Origin of the sequence: Rhodobium gokarnense (assembly GCF_025961475.1) — a bacterium.
GTDB classification, from domain to species: Bacteria; Pseudomonadota; Alphaproteobacteria; order Rhizobiales; family Rhodobiaceae; genus Rhodobium; species Rhodobium gokarnense.
Map to the genome: position 1 here is coordinate 192,735 of NZ_JAOQNS010000006.1, position 24,818 is coordinate 217,552.

Genomic DNA, 24,818 nt, shown 5'->3' on the forward strand with positions numbered 1-24,818 from the left:
AAAGCGCGCGGTCGGATAACCGCGCGCCGTCCGGTCTTTCTGTTTGCCCGCCGTTGGAGACTGAAGCGTATTCCCGAAAAGTGGAAACCGATTTTCGGATAAGAATACGCGTGAAACGCTCTAGTCGAAAAGCTTGTCGATGTCGTTCTGGGAGCTCGATCCGGTGTCGTCGGCCTCGTCGCCGTCTTCGGCGAGCATCCGGTCGATGTCGCTCTGGTCGACGCCTTCGCCGGCGTGCTGCGGTCCGTGCAGGATCAGCTCGCGGCGGCGGCGTTCTTCCGCGGTTTCCTCATGGGCCGCGTCCTCGCCGACGAGCTTCAGCCGGTCAATGAAGGACGACACCCGCGTCTCGATGAAGGAGAGGGTGGAAACCACCTTCGAAATCCGCTGCCCGGTGATGTCCTGGAAGGCGCAGGCCTCGAAGATCTCCACGACGCGGTCGTTGACGATTTCCTGGAAGGCCTCCGGGTCGCTCTGGTCGGCCGCCATGATGGCCTCGGCCGCTTCCATGATCGAGTGCGTCGCCTGCTCGGTTGAAGCGACGATGGCATCGAGCTCCTTGCCGGCCTCCGGGATGCGGTTGTGCTTGATGTCTTCGGCCCGAAGGCTCGAGATCTCGTCGCGCATCTCCTCGATCGCCGTGGCGATCGCCGTCAGGTCCTTGTAGACGACGGTGTTGATCTTCTCGAAGACCTCCTTGTAGGAGTCGGTCATGGTCTCGGCGAGCGCCATGACTTCCTTCAACGAGATATCGCCGTCGCTCGGCTTGTGCTGCTGGATATATTCCGCCACGCGTTTGACGTGGTCTGGCGAACCCTTGGACATATCGATCCCTCATCCGGTCCCGATCACGGAACCGGAACCTCGCCGGGGGAGCCCCGGCGGTCCCGTCAATGCCTGTCGGCGATTACTCGGACGCGAAAACGGCGTCGATCTTGCCCTTCAGCGTCTGCGCGTTGAACGGCTTCACGATGTAGTTGTTGACGCCGGCCTTCTTGGCGGCGATCACGTTTTCGGTCTTCGATTCCGCCGTCACCATGATGAACGGCGTCTTGGAGATCGAATTTTCCGCACGAACCTTTTTCAAGAGTTCGTATCCGGTCATCGGCTCCATATTCCAGTCGGAAATGACCAGACCGTACTTGCGTTCCTGCATCTTGTCGAACGCCTCGGTACCGTCCGAAGCTTCGTCGATGTCCGTGAACCCGAGCTGCTTCAGCAGGTTCCGAATGATGCGAATCATAGTCTTGTAGTCATCGACCACAAGGACCGGCATTGAAAGATCAAGCGCCATCGTTTACTCCACACTTCTCAACGACCGCGGCGAATACGCCCCTGAATTGGTTCGCGATGTTGCGACTGGGGGGTTGATTGTCTGTAATCATGTGCATCCCCATCGCCGAATATAGTGATAGGCTCTGAAAGTTCCGTTAATTCCGAAAAAGTCTATGTATACGGGCGGAAAACCTCGGCTTTGCGGTATTCAGGACCGCAGGAAGCCTTGCCCCGGGGGCTCCCGAAGGGGGGCTTTCGGGCGCCCCGGCCGCCCCATCCGATGGTCCTGTTGACGCTGTTGGGGCTCTCGCCTAAGGGTGAGGTCGAGGGCCCGTTCGGCCCCGGAAACCCTCGCCGCCGCGGCACCGGCCGGAAGGGCGGGGCAAGACAAGAGCAACGGGCCTTTCCCGGTGGGAGAAACAGAAAGTGCTGGAACTCAGAACTTTATTTTACGAAGATCTTTCCGTCGGCATGACGGAAACCTTCATCAAGACCGTGTCCGCCTCCGACGTGGTCGGTTTTGCCGAGGTCTCCGGCGACCGCAACCCGATACATCTTTCCGAACATTTTGCCGCGCGCACGCCCTTCAAGAGCCGCATCGCCCACGGCCTCTACACCGCCAGCCTGATCTCGGCCGTGCTCGGCACGCGGCTGCCGGGGCCGGGCGCGATCTACCTGTCCCAGAGCCTCAACTTCAAGGCGCCGGTCCATATCGACGACGAGGTCGTCGTCACGGTGGAGGTCATCGAACTCCTGGAGCGCGGCCATCGCGCGCGGCTCCATTGCGAGTGCCATGTCGGCGAGACGCTGGTGCTCGACGGCGAGGCGATGGTCAAGGTACCCTCGCGCACCGCGCGCCCGCTCGGCTCCAGGCCGCTGGCCACCTGAGCACGGCCGATGCCCGGTCGATGACGCCAGGCACTTGACGCCGATCCGGTGAGGCGGCAGGGTCGCGCCGCCGCAAGGGCCTATGGGAAAGTGATCTTTCCGCGGCGCAACAGGATCCGAAATTTTTCATGGAAGATGTCGGCAACGCCTCAAAGGGTCGGTTCGTCCATGCCGCCGGGCTGGATGCCGTTCCGGCTGCGGTCAAGGGCGGCGTCGTCGCCATCGGCAATTTCGACGGCGTCCACCGCGGCCACCAGGCGGTGCTGGAGCGCGCCGTCACGATCGCCCGCGACAAGGGCGTGCCCGCGCTCGCCATGACCTTCGAGCCCCATCCGCGCCGCGTCTTCCGCCCCGACCTGCCGCTCTTCCGCCTGACGCCGCCGAACGCCAAGGCGCGGGTCATCGAGGCGATCGGGCTCGACGGCGTCGTCGTCGTCCCCTTCGACCGGGATTTCGCCGCCGTCTCGGCCGAGGACTTCATCGAGGACATCCTGCTGGAGCGCCTGAAGGCGAGCCACGTGGTCGTCGGCTACAACTTCCATTTCGGCAAGGGCCGGGCCGGCTCGCCGAGTTTTTTGGAGGAGGCCGGAACGCGCTTTGGCTTCGGCGTTACCGTCGCGGACGCCTTCGGCGACGAGGGCGGCGCCAGCATTTCCTCAAGCCGCGTGCGCGCCGCATTGGAAGAGGGCGACGTGACGGGCGCCGCCAGCCTCCTCGGCTATCGCTGGTTCATCGAGGAGGAAATCGTCCACGGCGACAAGCGCGGCCGCGAACTCGGCTTTCCGACCGCCAACATGAAGCTTCCCGGCGACTGCGGCCTTGCCCACGGCATCTATGCCGTGCGGATGCGCGTCGACGGCGTCCTCTATGACGGGGCGGCAAGCTATGGCCGCCGCCCGACCTTCGGCGACGGCATCCCGCTGCTGGAAGTTTTCCTGTTCGATTTCGACGGCGACCTTTACGGCAAGACCGTCGACGTCACCTTCGTCTCCTACTTGAGGGCGGAGGAAAAGTTCGACAGCATCGAGGCGCTGATCGCCCAGATGACCCGTGACACCGAAGAGGCGCGCATGGTGCTGTCCGGGCTGGCGCCGTTGTCGGCGCTCGATGCCGCCCTTGCGTTTTCCTGAAAACCTCCCTTTGCATCAGGAACCACCGCCGCATATAGACGGTTTTAGCAATTGTGCGGGGGCGACCCCGAACGCTGCCGCGCGCGGTGCGCCGTGCGCGGCATCCCTGAAGGGCTCCTGATGAACGTCCGGCCGATCTTCTTCATCCTCGGCTTTCTCTATTTCGGCCTCGCCACGGCGATGATCGTGCCGGCGATCGTCGACGTCGCCGTCGGCAACCCGGACTGGATCGCCTTCGTCGCCTCGGCGCTGTTCACCGGAGCCATCGGCCTCCTCCTGGCGCTCTCCTTCCACCGGGAACTGGTCGAGGGCCTCAGCATCCGCCAGGCCTTCCTGCTGACGACGCTCGCCTGGACGACGCTGCCGGCCTTCGGCGCGCTGCCCTTCCTCGGCCTCGGCATTTCCTACGCCGATGCCGCCTTCGAGGCGGTCTCCGGCATCACTACCACCGGCTCCACCGTCCTCGACCATCTGGAACAGCAGCCGCCGGGGCTGCTCCTGTGGCGCTCGATCCTGCAATGGCTCGGCGGCATCGGCATCATCGTCATGGCGATCGTGCTGCTGCCATACCTTCGGGTCGGCGGCATGCAGCTCTTCCAGACCGAAAGTTCCGACCGCAGCGAAAAGATCGTGCCGCGCGCCGGCGATTTCGTGCGGTTGCTCGCCGGCGTCTACCTGCTTCTGACGGCGCTGTGCGCGCTCGCCTACCGGGCCTCGGAGATGACCTGGTTCGACGCCATCAACCACGCCATGACGACGCTGTCGACGGGCGGCTTTTCCACCCACGACGCCTCCTTCGGCTATTTCACCGAACCGGCGACGGCGTGGTTCGCGGTCCTCTTCATGTTCCTCGGCGGCGTGCCGTTCACGCTGATCATCCAGGCCGTGCGCGGCCGCCCGCTCGCCCTGTGGCGCGACCCGCAGGTGATCACGCTGTTCCGCTTCCTCGTCATCGTCTCGCTGTTCGGCGCCCTTTTCCTCGTCTTCACCCACCGCTTCGAGCTGCTCGACGCGCTGCTGATGGCGGCCTTCAATTTCACCTCGGTGGTGACGACGACCGGCTTTTCCTACCAGGACTACACGCTCTGGGGCGCGCCCATCGTCGGCACGGTCTTCATGCTCACCTTCGTCGGCGGCTGTACCGGCTCCACGGGCGGTGGCATCAAGATCTTCCGCTTCATCGTCTTTGCCGGCACGTTGCGGCACCATCTGAGGGTGATGGTGCGGCCGCACCGGGTCGTCTCCGAGCATTACAACAACGTCCGCCTGACGCCCGACATCGTCACCTCGGTGCTTGCCTTCCTCGTTGCCTATCTCGGCCTCGTCGGCGTCTTCACGGTGATCCTGACACTGCTCCACCTCGACCTGGTCACCGCGCTCACCGGTGCCGCCCAGGCGATCGGCAATGTCGGCCCCGGCCTTGGCGACGTCATCGGCCCGTCCGGCAATTTCGCCCCGCTCTCCGACGGCGCCAAATGGGTGCTGTCGGCGGCCATGCTGATGGGCCGGCTGGAGCTTTTTACCGTGCTGGTGATCTTCGATCCGGAATTCTGGTCGAACTGACCGGCGTCGCCGGAGCTACTTTCCCCGTCCGGGCAATGTGCCGGTGGCAACGTCGATCATGAGCTGGCGATGTGCCGGGACGAGGTTCTTCGCCGCATAGCGGTCGAGCGCCGTCTGCCGCGCGGCAAGGCGCAAGGGGCGTAGCTTCACCTGGTTCTCGATCGCCTCCTCGACGCGGGCCGCGAGCCTCTCGGTATCGAAGAAGTCGGTGAGGAGCCCGTTGAGGCCGTCGGCGATCACCTCGCGCACCGGCGGCGTGTCGGAGGCAACGATCAGCGCGCCGCAGGACATCGATTCAAGCATCGACCAGGAGAGCACGAACGGCACCGTCAGATAGACGTGGACGCTGGAGATCTGGATGACGCTGCGGAAGGTGGCGAAGGGAACGAGACCGAGGAAATGGACGCGCGACGTGTCGAGGTCGAGCGTTTCCAGCGCGTGCTCCTTGTAGCTCTTGCCGTCCTTGCGCCTGGTGCCGTAGGCGACCCGGTCGTCGCCGACGATGACCGTGTGGAGGTTCGGGCGGTGCTTCTGCAGCCGCGCCACCGCCTCCATGAATTGCGGAAAGCCGCGATAGGGCTCCATGCCGCGGGCGACATAGGTGACGACCTCGTCCTTTGCCGTCAGCGTCACCCCGTCGACCTCCAGCGTCGCATCGCCGTCCGGCACCAGATAGTCGGTGTCGACGCCGTCATGGAGCACGCTGATGCGCGCCGTCAGGTGGTCGGGAAACTGCGAGAGCTGCCAGCGCGTCGGCGAGACGCCCCAGTCCATCTGGGCGATGTCCATCAGGATCGGTGCGTTGCGCATCCTGGTGCGGGCGTCAGAGTCTTCCGAACGGTCGCCATCATCGAGGAAGTCCGCATCGGAACCGCGCGGCTGATAATACCATTCGAAATAGGAGAGGAGCTTCGTGTCGGGCCACAGCTCGCGCAGGAACAGCGCCGGCCCCCAGCCGGAATGGGCACAGACGATGTCCGGCCGCCAGCCGCGCTGCTTCAGGGGATAGAGCCCCTGGAATGCGGCCTGCGCCGTCAGGATCGCCGATTCCGTAGTTGCCGCGGCCGGATGGATCGCCTGGGTCACCTCCCGGTGCGGCTTGTAGTTCACCCGGCTGATCGGAAAGGTCTGGCTGTTGGTGGCGAGCGTTCCCGCCACCATCTCGATACTCGTGTCGTCGGCGAGATACTGCATCAGCCGCCGGTACTGGCCGGGAAAATTGTTGTGCAGGAACAGAATGCGCATGCCGTGGCGGCCCCCTTCGCGATCGGGCTGCACCTTGCCGCGTTTTCGCGCCGCAATAAACCCCGCGGGCCGGCGAACGGGGCGAAACCAAAGCAAGGCTTTTCTTGGGGAGCCCCGGTTGGTAAAAGGCGCGCCATGAGCCCGATGAAAAACGCGATACGGCCGTTGCGGCCGCCGATTCGAATTACGCGCCCGGCCTTCGCCTGACCGCCGACAAAACGGCGCGCGAGGGACCGGGACCGAAAGAGCCGCGCCGCTGCCCGGCCGGGCTCTTCATTCGCCGCAAACGTCCACACTCCCGATGACAGGATGCGCGACAAAAAGCGCATCGCCGAAAGCGACCCCGCAATGACCGATACGACCGATACCCGGGACTATTCCAAGACCCTGTTCCTGCCGAACACCGAATTCCCCATGCGCGCCGGCCTGCCCAAGAAGGAGCCGGAAATCCTGAAGCGCTGGGACGAGATGAACCTCTACCGGCGCCTGCGCGAAGAGGCCGCAGGCCGCGAGAAGTTCGTGCTCCACGACGGCCCGCCCTATGCGAACGGCAACATCCATATCGGCACGGCCCTCAACAAGGTGCTGAAGGACGTCATCACCCGCTCCATGCAGATGCTCGGCTACGATTCCAACTACGTGCCGGGCTGGGATTGCCACGGCCTGCCGATCGAATGGAAGATCGAGGAGCAGTACCGCGCCAAGGGCAAGAACAAGAACGACGTCCCGATCAACGAATTCCGCAAGGAATGCCGTGACTTCGCCGCCCACTGGATCACGGTGCAGTCGGGCGAGTTCCGCCGCCTCGGCGTCGAGGGCGACTTCGAGACGCCCTACACCACCATGGCCTTTTCCTCCGAGGCGCTGATCGCCAAGGAACTGATGAAGTTCGCCATGTCCGGCCAGCTCTATCGCGGCTCCAAGCCGGTGATGTGGTCGGTGGTGGAACACACCGCGCTCGCCGAGGCCGAGGTCGAGTACCACGACTACGAATCCGACACGATCTTCGTGAAGTTCCCGGTAACTCGCTTTGAAGGCGCACGCTTTATGAATGCGCAGGAGGATGGCCTTTCTGGTATAGAATTCGTCGATGCTCTCGTGTCTTCTAGCGTTGTGATTTGGACGACGACTCCTTGGACGATCCCCGGCAACCGGGCGATCTCCTATTCCTCGCGGATTGCCTATGGCCTCTACAGGGTGACGGCGGCGCCGGAAGAGAACTGGGCTAAGGCAGGCGATACCTATCTGCTCGCCGACAGTCTTGCCGACAAGGTCATGGCGTCTGCCCGGGTCGAGGGCTTCGAGCGGCTATGTGATGTTCGACCCTCTGAACTTTCCGCCATCACCTGCGCCCATCCGCTCGCCGATCTCGGCTACGATTTTTCCGTGCCGATGCTCGACGGCGACCACGTCACGGACGAGGACGGCACCGGCTTCGTCCACACCGCCCCCAGCCATGGCGGCGAGGACTTCGACATCTGGATGGAGAAGAAGGCCGAGATCGAGGAGAGGGGGATCTCGTCAAATATCCCCCATCCGGTCGACGCCGAAGGCTTCTTCACAAAGGACGCCCCGGGCTTCGAAGGCAGCCGGGTGATCGACCAGAACGGCAAGAAGGGCGACGCCAACAAGGTGGTGATCGAGAAGCTGGTGGAGGCCGGGGCGCTGATCGCCCGCGCGCGCCTGAAGCACCAGTACCCCCATTCCTGGCGGTCGAAAAAGCCGATCATCTTCCGCAACACCCCGCAATGGTTTGTCCACATGGACCGGGACCTCGACGGTTTCGGTCTTAATGGCGGCGCTTCAACCGAAAAGGACACGCTCCGCACCCGCGCCCTGAACGCCATCGAGGACACCCGCTTCGTGCCGGCTGCCGGCAAGAACCGGCTCTACGGCATGATCCAGCATCGCCCGGACTGGGTGCTGTCGCGCCAGCGCGCCTGGGGCGTGCCGATCACGGTGTTTGTCAACAAGGAGACCGGCGAGATCCTGCAGGACCAGGAGGTCAACGATCGCGTCATCGCCGCGTTCGAAGAAGAGGGCGCCGATGCCTGGTTCGCCGATGGCGCCAGGGAGCGGTTCCTTGAAGGCCGCGTCGACGATCCGTCGGCCTGGGACAAGGTCAACGACATCCTCGACGTCTGGTTCGATTCCGGCTCGACCCACGCCTTCTGCCTGGAGCAGCGCCCGGACCTCAAATGGCCCGCCGACGTCTATCTGGAAGGCTCCGACCAGCACCGCGGCTGGTTCCATTCCTCGCTGCTGGAGAGCTGTGGCACCCGCGGCCGGGCGCCCTACGACACGGTCATCACCCACGGCTTCACCATGGCCGAGGACGGCCGCAAGATGTCGAAGTCGCTCGGCAACCAGGTGTTCCCCCAGGACGTCATCAAGGACAACGGCGCCGATATCCTCCGGCTCTGGGTGATGTCCACCGACTATGGCGAGGACCAGCGGATCGGCAAGGAGATCATCAAGACCAACGTCGATGCCTACCGCAAGCTCAGGAACACCCTGCGCTGGATGCTCGGCTCGCTCGCCCATTTCGAGGGCGAGGACGTCGACATTGCCGACATGCCGGAGCTGGAGCGGCTGATGCTGCACCGGCTGGTCGAGCTCGATGCCCTGGTCCGCAAGGCCTATAAGGACTTCGACTTCAAGCGCATCGTCTCGACCCTCTTCAACTTCATGACGGTCGAACTGTCGGCGTTCTATTTCGACGTCCGCAAGGACGCGCTCTACTGCGATCCCTACTCCTCGACGCGCCGCAAGGCGTCGCTCTACGTCATCGACCAGCTTTTCGAGTGCCTCGTCACCTGGCTGGCGCCGATGCTGCCCTTCACCATGGAGGAGGCCTGGCTGTCGCGGTTCCCGGCCGAGGAGGAGACGGTTCACCTGCACCTCTTCCCCGAGGTGCCGGCCGACTGGCGCAACGACGACCTGGCGGCGAAATGGGCGAAGATCCGTGCCGTGCGCCGGGTCATCACCGGCGCGCTGGAGATCGAGCGCCGCGAAAAGCGCATCGGCTCCTCGCTGGAAGCCGCGCCGAAGGTGTTCATCTCCGATGCCGGTCTGATCGTCGCCCTTGAGGGCGTCGACCTCGCCGAGGTCTCGATCACGTCGGGCATCGAGGTCGTCCAGGGCGAGGGGCCGCACGATGCGTTCCGCCTTGATGACGTCGCCGGCGTCTCGGTCGTGCCGGCAAAGGCGGAAGGCACCAAATGCGCCCGCTCCTGGAAGGTGCTGACCGACATCGGCGCCGATCCGGAGTGGCCGGACCTCAGCCCGCGCGACGCCGAGGCGATGCGCGAGTTCCAGGCCCGCGCTGCCGCTGCCGCGCAATGACGGAGCCCCGCGATACCGACCGCGCCCGGCGGGCGCGGTCGCTCGGCCTTGCGGTCCTGGTCTTCGGCCTGCTCGTCGACCAGATCCACAAATACTGGATGCTGCATGTCGTTGATATCGCGGAAAAAAGCCCGATCGCGGTGACCTCCTGGTTCAATCTGGTGCTGACCTGGAATCGCGGCGTCTCCTACGGCCTGTTCCAGCAGGACAGCCATTTCGGCCGCTGGGTTCTGATCGCCGTCACCGCCGTCGCCGGCGTGGTTTTCCTCCTCTGGCTCCTCAGGGCGACACGTTTTTTGCCGGCGATTTCCCTCGGCCTCGTCCTCGGCGGGGCGCTCGGCAACGGCATCGACCGGGTGTTCCGCGGCGCCGTCGCCGATTTCTTTCATTTTCACATCGGTCAATTCTCGTGGTATGTGTTCAACTTCGCGGACATATGGATTGTTGCGGGCGTCGTCGGTCTTCTGTACGACTCCCTCGTCGGCCGCCCGAAAGATGCCGCAAAGGACGGGCAAGAACCGACCGGCTAGAACAGCGGCCTGCAATGGCGCGACGACTGTCGCGGCGCGGGCCGCCGGAATTGAGGATCGCCGGGTGACGGAGATACCGAGAGTGTTGCGTTTTCTGAAACCGCTTTGCCTGGTGGTCGGCGTCGGCATGCTTGCCGGCTGCAACAGCCTGTTGACGGGCTCCTCCGGTAGCTTCGACGACGGCACGCGCGCCGAAGAGGCGCCGGACACGGCCGTCGTCAACCGCATCATGGAAGGCCTCGGCGGCGTCAATCCGGACAACAAGCCGATCAACTATGCGCCGCGCTCGCCGCTGGCCATGCCCGCCTCCGAGACCGATCTGCCGCCGCCGGAAGACCCGGCCGCCGCGGAGGAAAAGGTCGCCAACTTCCCGGTCGACCAGGAAGAAAAGGACGCCGCACGGCGCCAGGCCGCCACCCTGAAGGAAATGGAGCGCCTGAAGAAGGACGAGGCGCCGCTCCTGACCAAGGAAGAGATCGAGGCCGGCCGCATTTCCGGTGCCGGCGAAAAGGGCCGTCCGCGCAACTATCTGGAGCGCCTGCGCCAGAAGGAATCCATTTCCCCGCGCCTGACCCGCGCCGAAATGGACGGCCAGCGCGTCGACGTGCCGGACACGGACCTGGAACTCGATCCGGGCGAGGTGCCCGAGCGCCGCTATCTGGTCGAGCCGCCGAGCGACTTCCGCAAGCCGGCGCCGAACGCGCCGGTCGGCCCGCCGGAGAACAAGTCCAAGGTCAACAAGTGGCTCGGCGACCTGTTCTGATCTCGCCCGGCCTTGCCGGTACGACCTGACCTTTCTCAAGTTCGCGTTTTTGTCCCGTGCGCCGGCGGCGTGCCCCGCCGGCACGCCGCCCTGTGGTCCGTTGCCGATCCGCCTAAAGATTACAATCGCGTAATGGTTATGGCAGGGCGTTTTCCGCCGCCTATATTGCTTTGAAAACGCGCGCGGGAACGCGCGCGCCTGCCGAAGACGACGGCCTTCGCCGCCGTCCGCCGAAACAGCCGAGAGGACCCGCCTTGAAGCACTGGATTCCGAGCCTTGCCGCCGCAACCTTCCTCGCCGTCGGCCCCGCCCTTTTCGCCGGTGCTCCGGCGGCCCTTGCCGAGACCAAGGCCATCGAGGCGGCGGAGAAGCCGCCGGTCGTCGGCGCCGACGTGTCCACCTTCACGCTTGATAACGGCCTGGAAGTGGTCGTCATCCCGGATCGCCGGGCTCCGGTGGTCACCCACATGATCTGGTACAAGGTCGGCGCGGCGGACGAAAAGCCGGGCGTTTCCGGCATCGCCCACTTCCTTGAGCACCTGATGTTCAAGGGTACCAAGACCCACCCGACCGGCGAGTTCTCGGCAACGGTCGCGGAGATCGGCGGCGAGGAGAACGCCTTCACCTCCTACGACTACACCGCCTACTACCAGAAGGTCTCCAAGCAGAACCTTGAGCTGATGATGTCGTTCGAGGCCGACCGCATGGCCAATCTGGTGCTCACCGACGAGGTGGTGCTGCCGGAGCGCGACGTCATCCTGGAAGAGCGCGCCTCGCGCGTCGACAACTCGCCGTCCGCCCGGCTCGGCGAGGCCTTCGACGCCGCCTTCTACGTCCAGCACCCCTACGGCATCCCGATCATCGGCTGGCGCCACGAGATGGAAAAGCTGAGCCGCGACGATGCGATTGCCTTCTACAACCGCTTCTACACGCCCAACAACGCCGTCCTCGTCGTTGCCGGTGACGTCACTGCGGACGAGGTGAAGGCGCTTGCGGAAAAGACCTACGGCAAGGTCGCGCGCCGCGCCGATCCCGGCCCGCGCATCCGCCCGACCGATCCCAAGCCGATGGCCGAGCGGTTCCTCATCCTGCGCGATCCGCAGGTGACGCAGCCGAGCGTGCGCCGCGCCTGGCCGACGCCGAGCTACACGACGGCCAAGGAGGGCGAGGCCGAGGCGCTCGACGTCCTTGCCGAAGTGCTCGGCGGCGGCTCGACCAGCCGCATCTACCGCAGCCTCGTCGTCGACAAGAAGCTCGCGGCCAGCGCCGGCTCCTGGTACCAGGGCACCTCCCTCGACGACACCCGCTTCTCCGTCTATGCCTCGCCGCGCCCGGGCATCGAGCTTGACGCCCTGACGACCGAGATCGACTCAATCATCCGCGACGTCGCGGAAAACGGCGTCACCGACGAGGAACTGGCCCGCGCCAAGCGCACCATCGTCGCCGACGCCATCTACGCGCAGGACAGCCAGGCGACCCTTGCTCGTATCTTCGGCGCCGCGCTGACCACCGGCGGCACCGTGGAGGGCGTCCAGACCTGGCCCGCCCGCATCGACAAGGTGACGGCCAAGGAGGTCCGGGACGCCGCGAAAACGTATCTGCGTAACGACTATGCCGTGACCGCCAAACTCCTCCCGGCCCCCGTCAAGACCGCGGCCGACGCGCCGAAGGACGGCGCCGATGCGCCCGCCAAGAAACCGGAGCCGAAATCCTGATGCCCGCTCAGATGCCGACAGAGACGATGACAATGAAGGAGACCCGGCCCGTGATCCGGCAGCATGTTCCCGCCCGCGGCGCGCTTCAGGCGCTCACCGTCGCGTTCGCCTTCGTCGCCCTGGTGGCGCTCACGCCGTTCGCCCGCGCCATGGAGATCCAGCGGGTCGTCAGCCCCGGCGGCATCGAGGCCTGGCTGGTGGAAGAGCATTCGATCCCGCTGATCGCGGTCAATTTCGCCTTTCAGGGCGGCTCGACCCAGGACCCGGAAGGTAAGGCGGGCGTTGCCAACATGGTCTCCGGCCTCCTCGACGAGGGCGCCGGCGATCTCGACAGCGCCGCCTTCCAGGAGCGCCTGCAGGACACCTCGGTGAAGCTTTCCTTCTCGGAAGGCCGCGATGCCTTCTACGGCAGCCTGCGCACCCTGACGACCAATCTCTCCGAGGGCGCCGACCTGTTGAAGCTCGCCGTCAACGAGCCGCGCTTCGATGCCGAGCCGGTGGAGCGCATCCGCGCCCAGGTGCTCACCTCGATCCGCCGCAACGAGAAGGACCCCGGCAACATCGCCGCCCGCGTCTGGTTCAAGACCGCCTTCCCCAGCCACCCCTACGGCAATCCCAGCAAGGGCACGGAGGAAAGCGTCAAGAAGATCACCGTCGATGACCTGAAGACCTTCCGCAAGGACGTCTTTGCCAGGGACAATCTGAAGATCGCCGTCGTCGGTGCCATCGATGCGGAAACCGTCGGCAAGCTCGTCGACGAGGTCTTTGGCGACCTGCCGGAAAAGGCCAATCTCACCGAGGTGCCGGATGTCTCACCGGTGACCGGCGCGCGCAATGTGGAATCGATGGCCATCCCGCAGACCGTCATCCGCTTCGGCGGCGCCGGCCTGAAGCGCGCCGACAAGGACTTTGTCCCGGCTTATGTGATGAACCACATCCTCGGCGGCGGCAGCTTTACCTCAAGGCTCTATGAGGAGGTGCGCGAGAAGCGCGGCCTTGCCTATTCCGTCTACACCTATCTCGCGCCGATGGACCACGCCGGCATCTTCCTCGGCGGCACTGCGACCCGGTCCGGGCGCGCCGACGAGACGCTGAAGCTGATCCGCGACGAAATCCGCCGCATGGCGGAGGAGGGGCCGACGGCCGAGGAGCTGGAAAAGGCCAAGAAATACCTGATCGGGTCCTACCCGCTGCGCTTCGACTCGTCCGACAAGATTGCCGAGGCGCTGGTCGCCATCCAGCAGGAAGACCTCGGCATCGACTATATCGACAAGCGCAACGGCCTCATCGAGGCCGTCACCCTGGAAGACGTCAAGCGCGCGGCCAAGCGGGTGCTGGCCGGCGGAGACCTGACGATTTCGGTCGTCGGGCAGTCTTCGAGCTGATGTCGGGAAGGCGCGGACGTCGTTACGTCCGCGCGATGATCTCGCGTTCCGCGTAGCGCGTCTCGGTGCGCTCCGGCAGGCCGGTCTTGCGCCGGCCGAGGAAGCGTGGGCGCCGGCGACGGTTTGCCCGGCGGCGGCGCGACAGCGTGCCGTCGAAGCGCAGCCGGCCGATATGGGCGACCGGCTGGGTCAGGCTGCCGTCCGCCTCGATCAGCATCAGGGGCAGGCCGAGCGTCTTCGACCAGGCCTGCCAGTCGGCGACGATCTCGTCATAGCAGTCGGCGACGACCAGCGGCAGCGACAGCGCCGGGTCCCGGTGCAGAAGCTCGATGGAGACCGCGACCGCGCCCTCCTCGTCGAGCGGGGTCGAGCGCACGGCGATACCCGTGAACGCCGAGACCGGCAGCGAGACGGTGAGGGGCAGGCCCGAAAGCCGCCTCTTGACCACCACCAGGTCCCGGTCGAGATAGATATTTGCCTCATCGCCTGCCTGCGCGCCGGCAAGCGGGGCCGAATAACGCGCAGGCAGGGAGAAGGGATCCAGCCTCAAGCCGAAGCTGTTCCGCTCAAGAGCGGCTCTTTTACTCAACATTTGACGCCTCATGAACTTTGCTTGGGATGGTTTTTCTTGAGTTCCCGTGTTCATGTTGATGGTCAATTTATGCGGGACAGGTTTGGATCGGCTTAAGCGGTCTGGTTAAATTTTAGTGATTTCTGAAAGGGTTAGCAGAATCTCACCGGGACTTTTGGAAACCTCTTGTTCATCTTGACGGCGGCCCGTTCGAGGCCCGTTGCAGCACGCACCCGACCGTCCGGAAAATCCGCCGCGCTTGCCGCACCGCTCTGGGCGCCCTAAGAAGTCCCCAACCTGGAGACTCTTTCAATGTCAGTTGATCTGGATCTAAAACCGCTCGAGGCGCGGGCCGCCGAGCTCGTTGCCGCGGCCAAGCGCGCCGGCGCCGATGCCGCCGATGCGGTCGTCGTCAAAGGCGTGCAGCTCGGCATCGACGTGCGCGGCGGCAAGGTGGAGGAGAGCGAGCGCTCCGAGTCGGACGACTTCTCGCTACGCGTCTTCGTCGGCAACCGCTCCGCCTCGGTCTCGGCCAATGTGCTCGACCGGCTGGACACGCTGGCCGAGCGCGCCGTCGCCATGGCCAGGGTCGCCCCGGAGGACCGCTTCGCCGGCCTTGCCGACAGCGACCGGCTCGCCCGCGAGTTCCCCGACCTCGACCTCGTCGACCCGGTGCAGCCGGACGCCAAGGCGCTTACCGACGTGGCGCTCGTTGCCGAAGAGGCCGGCCTTGCCGTCGACGGCGTTGCCAAATCCGGCGGCGCCCATGCCGGCACCAGCCTCTCCGGCCTCGTCCTTGCCACCTCCGACGGCTTTGCCGGCTCCTACCTCGTCTCCCGCCACACCATCTCCATGACGGCCATCGCCGGCAGCGGCACGGCGATGGAGCGCGACTACGAGATGTCGGTCGCCACCCACCGCGATGATCTCGATGCGCCTGAAAAGATCGGCCGCGGCGCCGGCGAGCGAGCGGTGGCCCGGCTCGGCGCCGACAAGATCGAGACCCGCAACGGCGCAACCGTCATCTATGAGCCGCGCGCGGCGGCCAGCCTCATCCGCCATTTCATCGCCGCCATCAGCGGCGGCGCCATCGCCCGCAAGACCAGCTTCCTGACCGACCGTCTGGGCAAGCCGGTCTTTGCGCCCGGCATCCGCATTGCCGACGATCCCCTGCGCCGTCGCGGCCTCGGCTCGCGCCCCTTCGATGCGGAAGGGGTGAGCGTTTCGCCGCTCGACCTGGTCGACGGCGGCGTGCTGCAGTCCTGGTTGCTCGATTCGGCGACCGCCCGCGAACTCGGCCTTGAGACCAACGGCCGCGCCTCGCGCGGTGGCGGCGGCACCTCGCCGTCGGCCACCAACGTCACGCTCGGCGCCGGCGAGAAGTCGCCGCAGGAGCTGATGAAGGAGATCGGCTCCGGGCTCTTCATCACCGACCTCATCGGCCACGGCGTCAATGCGGTGACCGGCGACTACAGCCGCGGCGCTTCCGGCTTCTGGTTCGAGAACGGCGAGATCACCACGCCCGTCAGCGAGATCACCGTCGCGGCCAACCTGAAGGACATGTTCGCCCGCATGATCCCCGCCAACGATCCCGAGTACCGCTTCGGCATCGAGGTGCCGACGGTCGCCGTCGAAGGGGTGACCATTGCCGGACGCTGACGCCGCCGGGCGTGCCGACCTCGACCTCCTGGCAGGGGCCGCCCGCGATGCCGGGGCCCTCGCGCTCACCTATTTCCGGCGCGATCCCGACCGCTGGATGAAGGAGGGCAACTCGGTCGTCACCGAGGCCGATATCGCCGTCGACGATTTCCTGCGCGAGCGCCTCGTGTCCTCGCGGCCCGACCATGGCTGGATTTCCGAGGAATCGGAGGACAACGCGACCCGGCTCGGCTGCGCCCGGGTCTTCGTCGTCGATCCCATCGACGGCACCAGGGCCTTCGTCGACGGTCGGCCCGACTGGACCGTGTCGCTGGCCATCGCCGAGGCCGGCCGGCCCGTTGCCGCCGCCCTCTTTGCCCCGGTTCACGACGAGTTGTTCCTGGCCTCCGCCGGCGCCGGCGCCAGCCTCAACGGCGCGCCGATTGCGCCGAGCCGCCATAAGGGCCTGAAGGGCGCGCTGATCGCCGGCTCCAAGAACGTCATTTCCGACAAGGCGCTGGCCGCGACCGGCATCAGGCGGGCCGGCTTCATCCCCTCGCTCGCCTATCGCCTCGCGCTGGTCGGCGACGGCCGTATCGACGGCGCCGCCGCCCGTCCCGACGCCTATGACTGGGACCTTGCCGCCGCCGACCTGATCGTGCATGAAGCGGGCGGTCTGATGACGGATATCGACGGCCGCCAGATCCGCTATAATGAACGGCGCTTGCGTCATCCGGCGCTGGTGGCTGCCGCCGCCGGTGTCCATGAAGCGCTGCGGCAGCGGATCGCCTCGTCCGTCCGTCACCGATAGCCGTTCCTCCCGGACGACACCCGATCTCATGCGGAGCACAAAATGGCCGAAGACAAGCAGAAGCAGCTTCTCCACATCGTCATCGGCGGCGAGCTGGAAGACCTGGAAGACGTGACCTTTTCCAACCTCGACGAGGTCGAGGTGGTCGGCGTCTACCCGAACTACGCTGCCGCCTACGACGTCTGGAAATCGAAGGCGCACATGACCGTCGACAACGCCCATATGCGCTATTTCATCATCCACGTGCACCGGTTGCTCGACCCGGACCACGACAAGGATCTGCAGGGCTGACCCGTTGCCGCGGTAGGTGGCAAAGGGATGACGCCGGCGGTCGCGACGTGTATTGAGCGTCCGTGAACGCCGGCGACAATGCGGGAATAATTGGTTGAAGGGTATCCTTCTAGACAAGGCGATGGACGCGCGGGACGACGACACCCTCGACGTGCCGCCGATCGAGACCTTTGAGGTCGTTCGCCGCATTGCCCGCGACCACCTGAAGCCGCGCTGGCCGCTGCTGGTGGTGGCGCTCGCCACCATGGCCTTCGTTGCCGCCACCACCGGCGCCATGCCGTTCCTGATGCAGCGGGCGATCGACGACATCTTCATCGCCCGCAAGGAGGCGATGCTCTACGTGCTGCCGGTCGCCGTCCTCCTGGTGATGGTGGCGCGCGGCCTTGCCGACTACACCTCGCGGGTCACGGAAGCCTATCTCGGCAGCCGCATCATTGCGGATCTGCGCACCCAGCTCTTCGAAAAGCTTGCCTTTTCCGACCTCGGCTGGCTGCAGTCGACCCATTCCGGGCGCTTCGTCTCGGTCTTCATGACCGACGTCACCGTGGTCAACCGCGCCGCCGCCCAGACCCTTTCCGGCATCGCCAAGAACTTCCTGCAGATCGTCTTCCTGACCGGCGCCATGTTCTACATGGACTGGCTCCTGGCACTGATCGTCCTTGCCGCGTTGCCGATCGGCGGCTCGCTCCTGCGCCTGCAGCGAAAGCGCACCCGCTCCTCGGTCCGCCGCACCTTGCAGGAGACCGGCGACCTCGGCTCCATCGTCGCCCAGACCCTGCACGGCATCCGCGTCGTCAAGGCCTATCACCGCGAGGCCGAGGAGACGTCGCGGGCCCGCGCGATCATCGACCGGACGCTGGAATACATGATGCAGACGGTCAGGATGCGCGCCGCCACCGCGCCGGTCGCCGAATCGCTCTCCGGCCTCGGCTTTGCCGGCGCCATCCTCTATGGCGGCTACCAGGGCATCTATGGCGATCTCACCCTCGGCCATTTCTCCGGCTTCATGACGGCGGCGATGCTGATCTACCAGCCGGTGAAGGCGCTCGCCCAGCTCCACAACACGCTGCAGGAAGGCGTCATCGCGGCCTCGCGTGTCTACGGCATCATCGACCGCGACACCAAGGTCGCCGAGAACCCCGCGGCAAAGCCCCTGGTCGTGCGCGAAGGCGCCATCCGGTTCGACAATGTCAGCTTCTCCTACGAAGAGGGGCGCCCGGTCCTTGCCGACTTCACCCTCGACGTGCCCGCCGGCAGCCGCATCGCCCTTGTCGGGCCGTCCGGCGCCGGCAAGTCGACGCTGATCAACCTGATGCTGCGCTTCTTCGACCCCGATTCTGGACGCATCCTCGTCGACGACCAGGACCTGCGCGACGCGACGCTGTCGAGCGTGCGCCTCTCCAACGCGCTTTTGACCCAGGAGCCGGTGCTCTTCGACGACACCGTCCGCGCCAACATCTGCTACGGCTCGGAGGGCGCCACCGACGAGGCCATTCTCGATGCCGCACGGGCCGCCGGCGCCGACGAGTTCATCGCCGCGCTCGCCGACGGCTATGAGACCCGCGTCGGCGAATCCGGCAATCTCCTGTCCGGTGGCCAGAAACAGCGCATCGCCTTCGCCCGCGCCATCCTGCGCGATGCCCCCATCGTCCTCCTCGACGAGCCGACGAGCGCGCTCGATGCCGAAGCCGAGGCCAAGGTGCAGCTTGCCCTCGACACGCTGCTTGAGGGACGCACCGTGCTGATGATCGCTCACCGGCTGTCGACGGTGAAAAAGGCAGACATCATCGTCGTCATGGACAAGGGCCGCATCGTCGAGACCGGAACTCACGCCGAGCTGATCGCCCGCGACGGCCTCTACGCCCATCTCCACCGCACCCAGTTTCGCGGCGACGCCGACGGCGCGGCGCCCGAGCCCAAAACCCCGGCAACGCCCGCCGCGAGCGCCGGCTGACGCCATGCTGAAACGGGTCGTCAAATCGGAGGCGTTCCGGCGCCTCATAGGAAATACGCTCGCCGCCTATCTGGATTTCGTCGACCGCACCAGCACGCTGATCATCGAGCCGGAGGACATCGACGGCTACTACCACGCGGTCGTCCCCAACATCGTTACCATGTGGCACGGCCAGCATTTTTTGATGCCGTTCGCGAGGCCGACCAACGCCGACATCCGCGTCATGATCTCCAAGTCCGGCGACGGCGACATCAACGCGATTGCCGCAAAGAAGCTCGGCATGGGCCTGATCCGCGCCTCCGGCGGCAAGACCGCGCGCCAGATCTCCCGCCGCGGCGGCGTGCGCGGCTTCCTGGAGGCGCTGAGGTGCCTGGAAAACGGTGTCTCCGTCTCGCTCACCGCGGACGTCCCGAAGGGCCCCGCGCGAGTCTGCGGCCCCGGCATCGTCCAGCTCGCCAGCCGCTCCGGCCGGCCGATCCTGCCGACCGGCTATGCGACATCCCGCCGCATCACGCTCGACACCTGGGACAGGATGGCGGTCAACGTGCCGTTCAGCCGCTGCGGATTCGTTGCCGGCGATCCGATCTTCGTACCGTCCAATCTCGACGAGGCGGGGCTCAAGCGCGAATGCGAACGAGTCAAGGCAGGCCTCGACGCGGTCATAAAACGGGCCTATGCGATTGCCGATGAAACAACAGACTGATCCGGCATGATGGCGGCTCCGACACGGTTTTCGCCGGCAATGGTGTTCTATCGCGGCCTCGGCCGCGCGGCGACGCCGTTCCTCCACCTGCTGCTCGCCTGGCGCAACCGCAAGGCCAAGGAGGACCCGGCGCGCAGCGGCGAGCGCTACGGTCGGGCCTCTCTGACACGCCCGGCGGGCCCGCTGGTCTGGGTCCATGCGGCCAGCGTCGGCGAGACCAACGCCGTCCTGCCGCTGGTCGAGCGCTTCGTTGCCGACGACGTCGCCGTGCTGCTGACGACGGCGACCGTGACCTCGGCCAAGATCGCCGACAAGCGGCTGCCCACCGGCGCCATCCACCAATATGTCCCGTTCGACGTGGTGCCGGCCGTGCGCCGCTTCCTCGACACCTGGCGGCCCCAGGCGGCGTTCTTCGTGGAATCGGAGCTGTGGCCGGCGACGCTTTCGGAACTGGCGGCGCGGGACGTTCCTGTCGGCATCGTCAACGGCCGGCTGTCGCGCCGCTCCTGGTCGCGCTGGAAGAAGCGCCCGGCGCTCGCCGGCACCGTCTTCGGCCTCGTCGACCGCTGCCTCGCCCAGACTGAGCGCGACGCGGAGCGCTTCCGCGACCTCGGCCTTGCCGATGTGGTGGTGACGGGCAACCTGAAATTCGACAGTGAGACGCTGCCGTCCGATGCCGCTGCGGAGGCGGATCTTGCAGGGCAGATCGGCGGCCGGCCGGTCTGGGTCGCGGCGAGCACCCATGCCGGCGAGGACGATGCCGTTGCCGCCGTCCACGAAACCCTGGCGCCCGACCGTCCCGGCCTCCTCACGCTGCTGGTGCCGCGCCATCCGCGCCGCGGCCCGGAAATCGCCGCAGCGCTTGCCGAGCGCGGCCTGACCGTTGCGCGCCGCGCGCAAGGGGCGGCGATCGGGCCGGAGACCGACGTCTACATCGCCGACACCATCGGCGAGTTGGGGCTGTTCTATCGCCTGGCGCCCGTCGCTTTCGTTGGCGGCTCGATGATCCCGTTCGGCGGCCACAATCCGATCGAGCCGGCCCAGTTGAAGGTGGCGCTGGTCGCCGGGCCGCACCTGTCGAGCTTCGCCGACGTCTATCGCGAGCTCGACCACGCCGGCGCCATGGCCCCTGTGGCCGATGGCGAAGGGCTGATCCGCGCCGTCGGCCATCTCCTCGACAATCCCGATGTCGCCCGCGAGATGGGCGAAAAGGCCGAGGCGATCGTCGCCGAAGGCCGTGGCGCGCTCGAAAAGACCTATGCGGCCCTGAAGCCTTGCCTTGTCCATTGGGGGGAGGCGGCGAAATGAACCGGGCGCCGGAGTTCTGGTGGCAGAAGGACAGCCTTGCCTCCCGCGCCCTCTGGCCGCTCTCCGTCCTTTACGGCGCCATTGCCGGCCACCGCATGTACAAGCGGCCGCGGCTGCGCTCCGAGGTGCCGGTCATCTGCGTCGGCAATTTCACCATGGGCGGCGCCGGCAAGACGCCGGTGGCGATCGCCGTGGTGCGCATGCTGCTGGAGGCGGGGAAAAAGCCGGCCGTGCTGACCCGCGGCTATGGCGGCCGGCTGAAGGGCCCGGTGCTGGCCGATCCGGCGGTGCATACGGCCGCCCATATCGGCGACGAGGCGCTGCTTCTGGCGACGATTGCGCCGGTGGTCGTCGGCGGTGACCGGGTGGCGGGGGCCGCGACTGCCATTGAGGCCGGCGCCGACGTCCTCGTCATGGACGACGGCTTCCAGAATCACTCTCTGGCAAAGACCCTCAGCTTCGTCGTCGTCGACGCGGCGGCCGGCATCGGCAACGGCCTGGTCTTTCCCGCCGGCCCCTTGCGCGCGCCGCTCGACACCCAGCTCCAGTTCGCGGACGCCATCATCGCCGTCGGCGAGGGACCGGTGGACGCCGGCCTCCGTGCGATCGCCGCGGACTATGGCATCCCGCTGCATGCGGCCGTGCTGGCGCCTCAGAACGGCGCGGAGTTCGAAGGCAAGCGCGTCCTCGCCTTTGCCGGCATCGGCCGGCCGGAAAAATTCTTCGAAAGCCTGACGGCCTGCGGCGCCGATGTCGCCGGCGCTCCCTTTTCCGACCACCACGTCTTCACCGATGCGGAGGCCGCAAAGCTGCTTTCTCGGGCATCGAGCGAAGGGCGGGAACTGGTGACGACGGAAAAGGACCACGCCCGCATGCAGGCAGGGTCTGGCGCCGTCCAGCGCCTTTGCGAGGCGGCACGCCTCCTGAAGGTCTCGATCGATTTTGTCGATGAGGCGCCGAAGGCGCTGGTGCTGGCGGCGCTTGCCAACCACACCGCCCGAAACGCCAAGAAGGGCTGGGCAAAGGTCAAATAAGACCGAACATGTCCGTCATCGCGAGGGTCCGAAGGACGGGGAGCGGCGCGTGACGCGAGCCTGGGAATGCGACGCGGCGATCCAGAGCGGTACGCTCGGAGCGTGTGGCCCTGGATTGCTTCGCTGCGCTCGCAATGACAGTGGCTGACTTGGTGGCGCGCGCCTCAGCGCGTTTCCAGGTGACGCTTCAGCGAGGCTGCGGCGTCCACATAGGCTTCCTGGCGCTCGACGCTCCAGTAGCGCAGTTCGTCGAGCGGGATCGGCTGGCCGGTGACGGCGCAGCGCACATAGCTGCCCGGCTGCAGGACCTGGAAGTCTGCATCGAGATAGCGGATCTTGGCTTCGCTCGCCGGACGCGGCGCTTCGTAGCGGTTCATCAGGGCTCCAAAGGTTCGGGTGCTTGAGGAGCAAAATAGGCGTTTCGCGCGGGAATCGCCAGTCCCTCAATTTCTGCGGTCGCGAAAGAAGGCTTTGAGAAGCTCTGCGGCCTCCGTCTCGGCGATGCCGGAATAGACCTCCGGGGCGTGGTGGCAGGTGACCTGGGAGAAGAACCGGGGCCCGTGCTCCACCGCGCCCATTTTCGGGTCGCCGGCGCCGAAATAGAGCCGGCGGATGCGGGCGAACGAGATCGCCGCCGCGCACATGGCGCAGGGCTCCAGCGTGACATAGAGGTCGCAGCCGATGAGCCGCTCGGTGCCAAGGCTCGCCGCTGCCGTACGGATGGCCAGCAGCTCGGCATGCGCTGTCGGGTCGCGGTCCTGGAGCGTCCGGTTGCCGGCGCGGGCGACGATCGTCCCGTCCTTGACGATGACGGCACCGACCGGCACCTCGCCGCGCGCGGCTGCCGCCCGGGCCTCTTCCAGCGCCGCGGTCATCGGCAGGGACGTTTCGCTGGTCATCGCGCGTCGTTTCCGCTTCGCATGGCTTTCGCTTTCCTGCTATCACGCCACCACCATGAAGACCCAGACAAAATCAGCCGGCCCCGCGCCGAAGGCCGAACGCATCGCCAAGGTGATGGCGCGCGCCGGGCTCTGCTCGCGCCGCGACGCGGAAAGATGGATCGCCGAGGGCCGGGTGTCGCTTAACGGCAAGGTGCTGACGACCCCGGCAACGACGGTCGGCCCAAGGGACGACGTCCTCGTCGACGGCAAGCCGCTGCCGAAGCGCGAGCGCACGCGGCTGTGGCTGTTCCACAAGCCGCGCGGCCTCGTCACCACCAACCGCGATCCGGAAGGCCGGCCGACCGTCTTTGAAAAACTGCCGGCGGAGATGCCGCGCGTCATGAGCGTCGGCCGCCTCGACATCAACACCGAGGGCCTGCTGCTGCTCACCAATGACGGCGGCCTTGCCCGGGTGCTGGAACTGCCGGCGACCGGCTGGCTGCGCCGCTACCGGGTGCGCGCCTACGGCTCGATCACGCAGGCCGATCTCGACAGGCTCGCCGACGGGTTTGCCGTCGACGGCATTCTCTACGGGGCGATCGAGGCAACGCTCGACCGCGAGCAGGGCGAGAATGCCTGGCTGACTCTTGCGTTAAGGGAAGGCAAGAACCGCGAGGTCAAGCGGGTGCTGGAAGCGCTCGGGCTCGCCGTCAACCGGCTGATCCGGGTCTCCTACGGCCCGTTCCAGCTTGGCGACCTCGCCGACGGCGAGGTGCGCGAGATCCGCGGCCGGGTACTGCGCGACCAGCTCGGCCACCGGCTCGCGGTGGAGGCCGGCGCCGATTTCGACACGCCCTTCGCCGAGGAGGCGGGCGAGAAGAAGCCCGCGCCGAAGAAGCCGGCGAAGAAAGATGCCGCAACCGCCAAGCCGCAACCGAAAAAGCCGCGCCGGCGCCGGGGCATGGTCGACGTCGACGACGTCCCCGACAAGCGCGACCGCAACCGGACGCTTCGGCCCGGCAAGCCACCGGTCCGCACGGCCGGCAAGCCCTCGGGCAAGCCCGCCGCCGGCGGCGCCGCGAAACCCTCCGGACGCCCGTCCGGCCGCCGGCCGAAGCCGTGAGAACCGCCCGATGAGGATCGTGGCGGGACGGTTCAAGGGTGCGGCGATTGCCGCCCCGCGCGGCCGTGCGACCCGGCCGACGACGGATCGCCTGCGCGAAAGCCTCTTCAACGTCCTCGCCCACGGCTATGACGACCCGCTCGACGGCGCCCGCGTCCTCGACCTCTTCGCTGGCTCCGGTGCGCTCGGCCTGGAAGCCCTGTCGCGCGGCGCGCGCTTTGTCCTCTTCGTGGAGGAGGGGCCGGACGCCCGCGCCGCCATCCGCACCAACATGGAAACGCTCGGCGCCACCGGCCTTGCCAAGCTCTACCGCCGCGACGCGACCCGCCTCGGCAAGTGCAGCCCGATGATGCCCTTCGACATCGTCTTCCTCGATCCGCCCTACGGCAAGGGTCTTGGCGAAAAGGCGCTTTCCTCGGTCCGCGAGGGCGGCTGGGCGCGGCCTGGGGCCATCTTCGTTCTGGAGGAGGACCGGCGCAGCGAGATCGTGCTCCCGGAGGGCTTTTCGCTGCTGGAAAAGCGCGAAAGCGGCGACACGCAGTTACTGTTCTTGAGTGTCGAGGAAGCTCAGTAACCCTCCGTCGTCATCCCGGCCGGAGCGCAGCGCAGAGCCGGGACCCATTGTCCCTGTCAACACGGTATGCCCGTTGCGAGGTCTCCTACGT

The 24,818-nt window shown here is 66.4% G+C and carries 22 protein-coding genes and 1 pseudogene; 17 read left to right on the forward strand and 6 right to left on the reverse strand.

Annotation, left to right across the window (positions count from 1 at the left end; genetic code table 11):
• Nucleotides 1-120 precede the first annotated feature (120 nt).
• Both M2319_RS12445 and M2319_RS12450 read right to left on the reverse strand, forming a co-directional pair.
• On the reverse strand, nucleotides 121-825 hold the full coding sequence (locus M2319_RS12445) for a protein phosphatase CheZ (protein ID WP_264601783.1): 705 nt from the start codon (nucleotides 823-825) through the stop codon (nucleotides 121-123).
• Between the two features lie 82 nt (nucleotides 826-907).
• Complete coding sequence (locus M2319_RS12450; RefSeq protein WP_264601784.1) at nucleotides 908-1,294, reverse strand: response regulator; 387 nt, start codon at nucleotides 1,292-1,294, stop codon at nucleotides 908-910.
• A 452-nt stretch (nucleotides 1,295-1,746) separates the two neighbouring features.
• Between M2319_RS12450 and M2319_RS12455 the strand changes: the two genes are divergently transcribed.
• The 3 genes from M2319_RS12455 (at nucleotide 1,747) to M2319_RS12465 (ending at nucleotide 4,856) form a co-directional block, all read left to right on the forward strand.
• Entirely contained in the window at nucleotides 1,747-2,163 is a 417-nt protein-coding gene (locus M2319_RS12455) for a MaoC family dehydratase (RefSeq protein WP_264601896.1), read from the forward strand.
• A gap of 128 nt (nucleotides 2,164-2,291) precedes the next feature.
• Nucleotides 2,292-3,293: a bifunctional riboflavin kinase/FAD synthetase gene (locus tag M2319_RS12460; protein WP_264601785.1), complete on the forward strand. Its 1,002-nt coding sequence runs from the start codon at nucleotides 2,292-2,294 to the stop codon at nucleotides 3,291-3,293.
• Between the two features lie 120 nt (nucleotides 3,294-3,413).
• On the forward strand, nucleotides 3,414-4,856 hold the full coding sequence (locus tag M2319_RS12465) for a TrkH family potassium uptake protein (RefSeq protein WP_264601786.1): 1,443 nt from the start codon (nucleotides 3,414-3,416) through the stop codon (nucleotides 4,854-4,856).
• A gap of 15 nt (nucleotides 4,857-4,871) precedes the next feature.
• On the opposite strand, the gene M2319_RS12470 is transcribed toward M2319_RS12465, so the two are convergent.
• Nucleotides 4,872-6,101 carry a glycosyltransferase gene (locus tag M2319_RS12470; RefSeq protein ID WP_264601787.1) on the reverse strand — a complete coding sequence of 410 codons (1,230 nt, stop codon included), beginning with the start codon at nucleotides 6,099-6,101 and terminating at the stop codon, nucleotides 4,872-4,874.
• Between the two features lie 348 nt (nucleotides 6,102-6,449).
• On the opposite strand from M2319_RS12470, the gene ileS reads away from it, so the two are divergent.
• From ileS to M2319_RS12495, 5 genes are all read left to right on the forward strand, one after another.
• On the forward strand, nucleotides 6,450-9,446 hold the full coding sequence (gene ileS / locus M2319_RS12475; protein ID WP_264601788.1) for an isoleucine--tRNA ligase: 2,997 nt from the start codon (nucleotides 6,450-6,452) through the stop codon (nucleotides 9,444-9,446).
• The gene (lspA, locus tag M2319_RS12480) at nucleotides 9,443-9,976 is read left to right on the forward strand and encodes a signal peptidase II (RefSeq protein WP_264601789.1); all 534 of its coding nucleotides are present in this window, start codon (nucleotides 9,443-9,445) and stop codon (nucleotides 9,974-9,976) included. Before ileS ends, lspA begins: the two co-directional genes overlap by 4 nt.
• 82 nt (nucleotides 9,977-10,058) lie before the next feature.
• The gene (locus M2319_RS12485) at nucleotides 10,059-10,739 is read left to right on the forward strand and encodes a hypothetical protein (protein ID WP_264601790.1); all 681 of its coding nucleotides are present in this window, start codon (nucleotides 10,059-10,061) and stop codon (nucleotides 10,737-10,739) included.
• Between the two features lie 254 nt (nucleotides 10,740-10,993).
• On the forward strand, nucleotides 10,994-12,454 hold the full coding sequence (locus M2319_RS12490) for a M16 family metallopeptidase (RefSeq protein WP_406682109.1): 1,461 nt from the start codon (nucleotides 10,994-10,996) through the stop codon (nucleotides 12,452-12,454).
• 50 nt (nucleotides 12,455-12,504) lie between these two features.
• On the forward strand, nucleotides 12,505-13,839 hold the full coding sequence (locus tag M2319_RS12495) for a M16 family metallopeptidase (RefSeq protein WP_264601791.1): 1,335 nt from the start codon (nucleotides 12,505-12,507) through the stop codon (nucleotides 13,837-13,839).
• Between the two features lie 22 nt (nucleotides 13,840-13,861).
• Here M2319_RS12495 and M2319_RS12500 read toward each other — a convergent pair whose 3' ends face one another.
• Nucleotides 13,862-14,431 carry a DUF6101 family protein gene (locus M2319_RS12500; protein ID WP_264601792.1) on the reverse strand — a complete coding sequence of 190 codons (570 nt, stop codon included), beginning with the start codon at nucleotides 14,429-14,431 and terminating at the stop codon, nucleotides 13,862-13,864.
• Between the two features lie 291 nt (nucleotides 14,432-14,722).
• Here M2319_RS12500 and M2319_RS12505 point away from each other — a divergent pair, with 291 nt between their 5' ends.
• From M2319_RS12505 to lpxK, 7 genes are all read left to right on the forward strand, one after another.
• Nucleotides 14,723-16,069 carry a TldD/PmbA family protein gene (locus M2319_RS12505; protein ID WP_264601793.1) on the forward strand — a complete coding sequence of 449 codons (1,347 nt, stop codon included), beginning with the start codon at nucleotides 14,723-14,725 and terminating at the stop codon, nucleotides 16,067-16,069.
• Nucleotides 16,056-16,859: a 3'(2'),5'-bisphosphate nucleotidase CysQ gene (locus M2319_RS12510; RefSeq protein ID WP_264601794.1), complete on the forward strand. Its 804-nt coding sequence runs from the start codon at nucleotides 16,056-16,058 to the stop codon at nucleotides 16,857-16,859. The genes M2319_RS12505 and M2319_RS12510 overlap by 14 nt, the downstream gene beginning before the upstream one ends.
• 42 nt (nucleotides 16,860-16,901) lie before the next feature.
• The gene (locus M2319_RS12515) at nucleotides 16,902-17,150 is read left to right on the forward strand and encodes a DUF4170 domain-containing protein (RefSeq protein ID WP_264601795.1); all 249 of its coding nucleotides are present in this window, start codon (nucleotides 16,902-16,904) and stop codon (nucleotides 17,148-17,150) included.
• Between the two features lie 94 nt (nucleotides 17,151-17,244).
• Nucleotides 17,245-19,104: an ABC transporter ATP-binding protein gene (locus M2319_RS12520; RefSeq protein ID WP_264601796.1), complete on the forward strand. Its 1,860-nt coding sequence runs from the start codon at nucleotides 17,245-17,247 to the stop codon at nucleotides 19,102-19,104.
• A gap of 4 nt (nucleotides 19,105-19,108) precedes the next feature.
• Nucleotides 19,109-19,807: a lysophospholipid acyltransferase family protein gene (locus M2319_RS12525; protein ID WP_264601797.1), complete on the forward strand. Its 699-nt coding sequence runs from the start codon at nucleotides 19,109-19,111 to the stop codon at nucleotides 19,805-19,807.
• A gap of 9 nt (nucleotides 19,808-19,816) precedes the next feature.
• On the forward strand, nucleotides 19,817-21,115 hold the full coding sequence (locus M2319_RS12530) for a 3-deoxy-D-manno-octulosonic acid transferase (RefSeq protein ID WP_264601798.1): 1,299 nt from the start codon (nucleotides 19,817-19,819) through the stop codon (nucleotides 21,113-21,115).
• Entirely contained in the window at nucleotides 21,112-22,149 is a 1,038-nt protein-coding gene (gene lpxK, locus M2319_RS12535) for a tetraacyldisaccharide 4'-kinase (protein WP_264601799.1), read from the forward strand. Before M2319_RS12530 ends, lpxK begins: the two co-directional genes overlap by 4 nt.
• A gap of 164 nt (nucleotides 22,150-22,313) precedes the next feature.
• On the opposite strand, the gene M2319_RS12540 is transcribed toward lpxK, so the two are convergent.
• Nucleotides 22,314-22,529, reverse strand: a complete 216-nt coding sequence (locus M2319_RS12540) for a DUF2093 domain-containing protein (protein WP_264601898.1) — start codon at nucleotides 22,527-22,529, stop codon at nucleotides 22,314-22,316.
• Between the two features lie 63 nt (nucleotides 22,530-22,592).
• Nucleotides 22,593-23,048 (reverse strand): nucleoside deaminase, encoded by a 456-nt coding sequence (locus M2319_RS12545; RefSeq protein WP_264601800.1) that lies wholly within the window; start codon nucleotides 23,046-23,048, stop codon nucleotides 22,593-22,595.
• Between the two features lie 55 nt (nucleotides 23,049-23,103).
• Between M2319_RS12545 and M2319_RS12550 the strand changes: the two are divergent.
• Nucleotides 23,104-23,887: pseudogene (locus M2319_RS12550) on the forward strand (pseudouridine synthase); the annotation flags it as partial.
• A gap of 276 nt (nucleotides 23,888-24,163) precedes the next feature.
• Nucleotides 24,164-24,727 (forward strand): 16S rRNA (guanine(966)-N(2))-methyltransferase RsmD, encoded by a 564-nt coding sequence (gene rsmD, locus M2319_RS12555; RefSeq protein ID WP_264601801.1) that lies wholly within the window; start codon nucleotides 24,164-24,166, stop codon nucleotides 24,725-24,727.
• Nucleotides 24,728-24,818 lie beyond the last annotated feature (91 nt).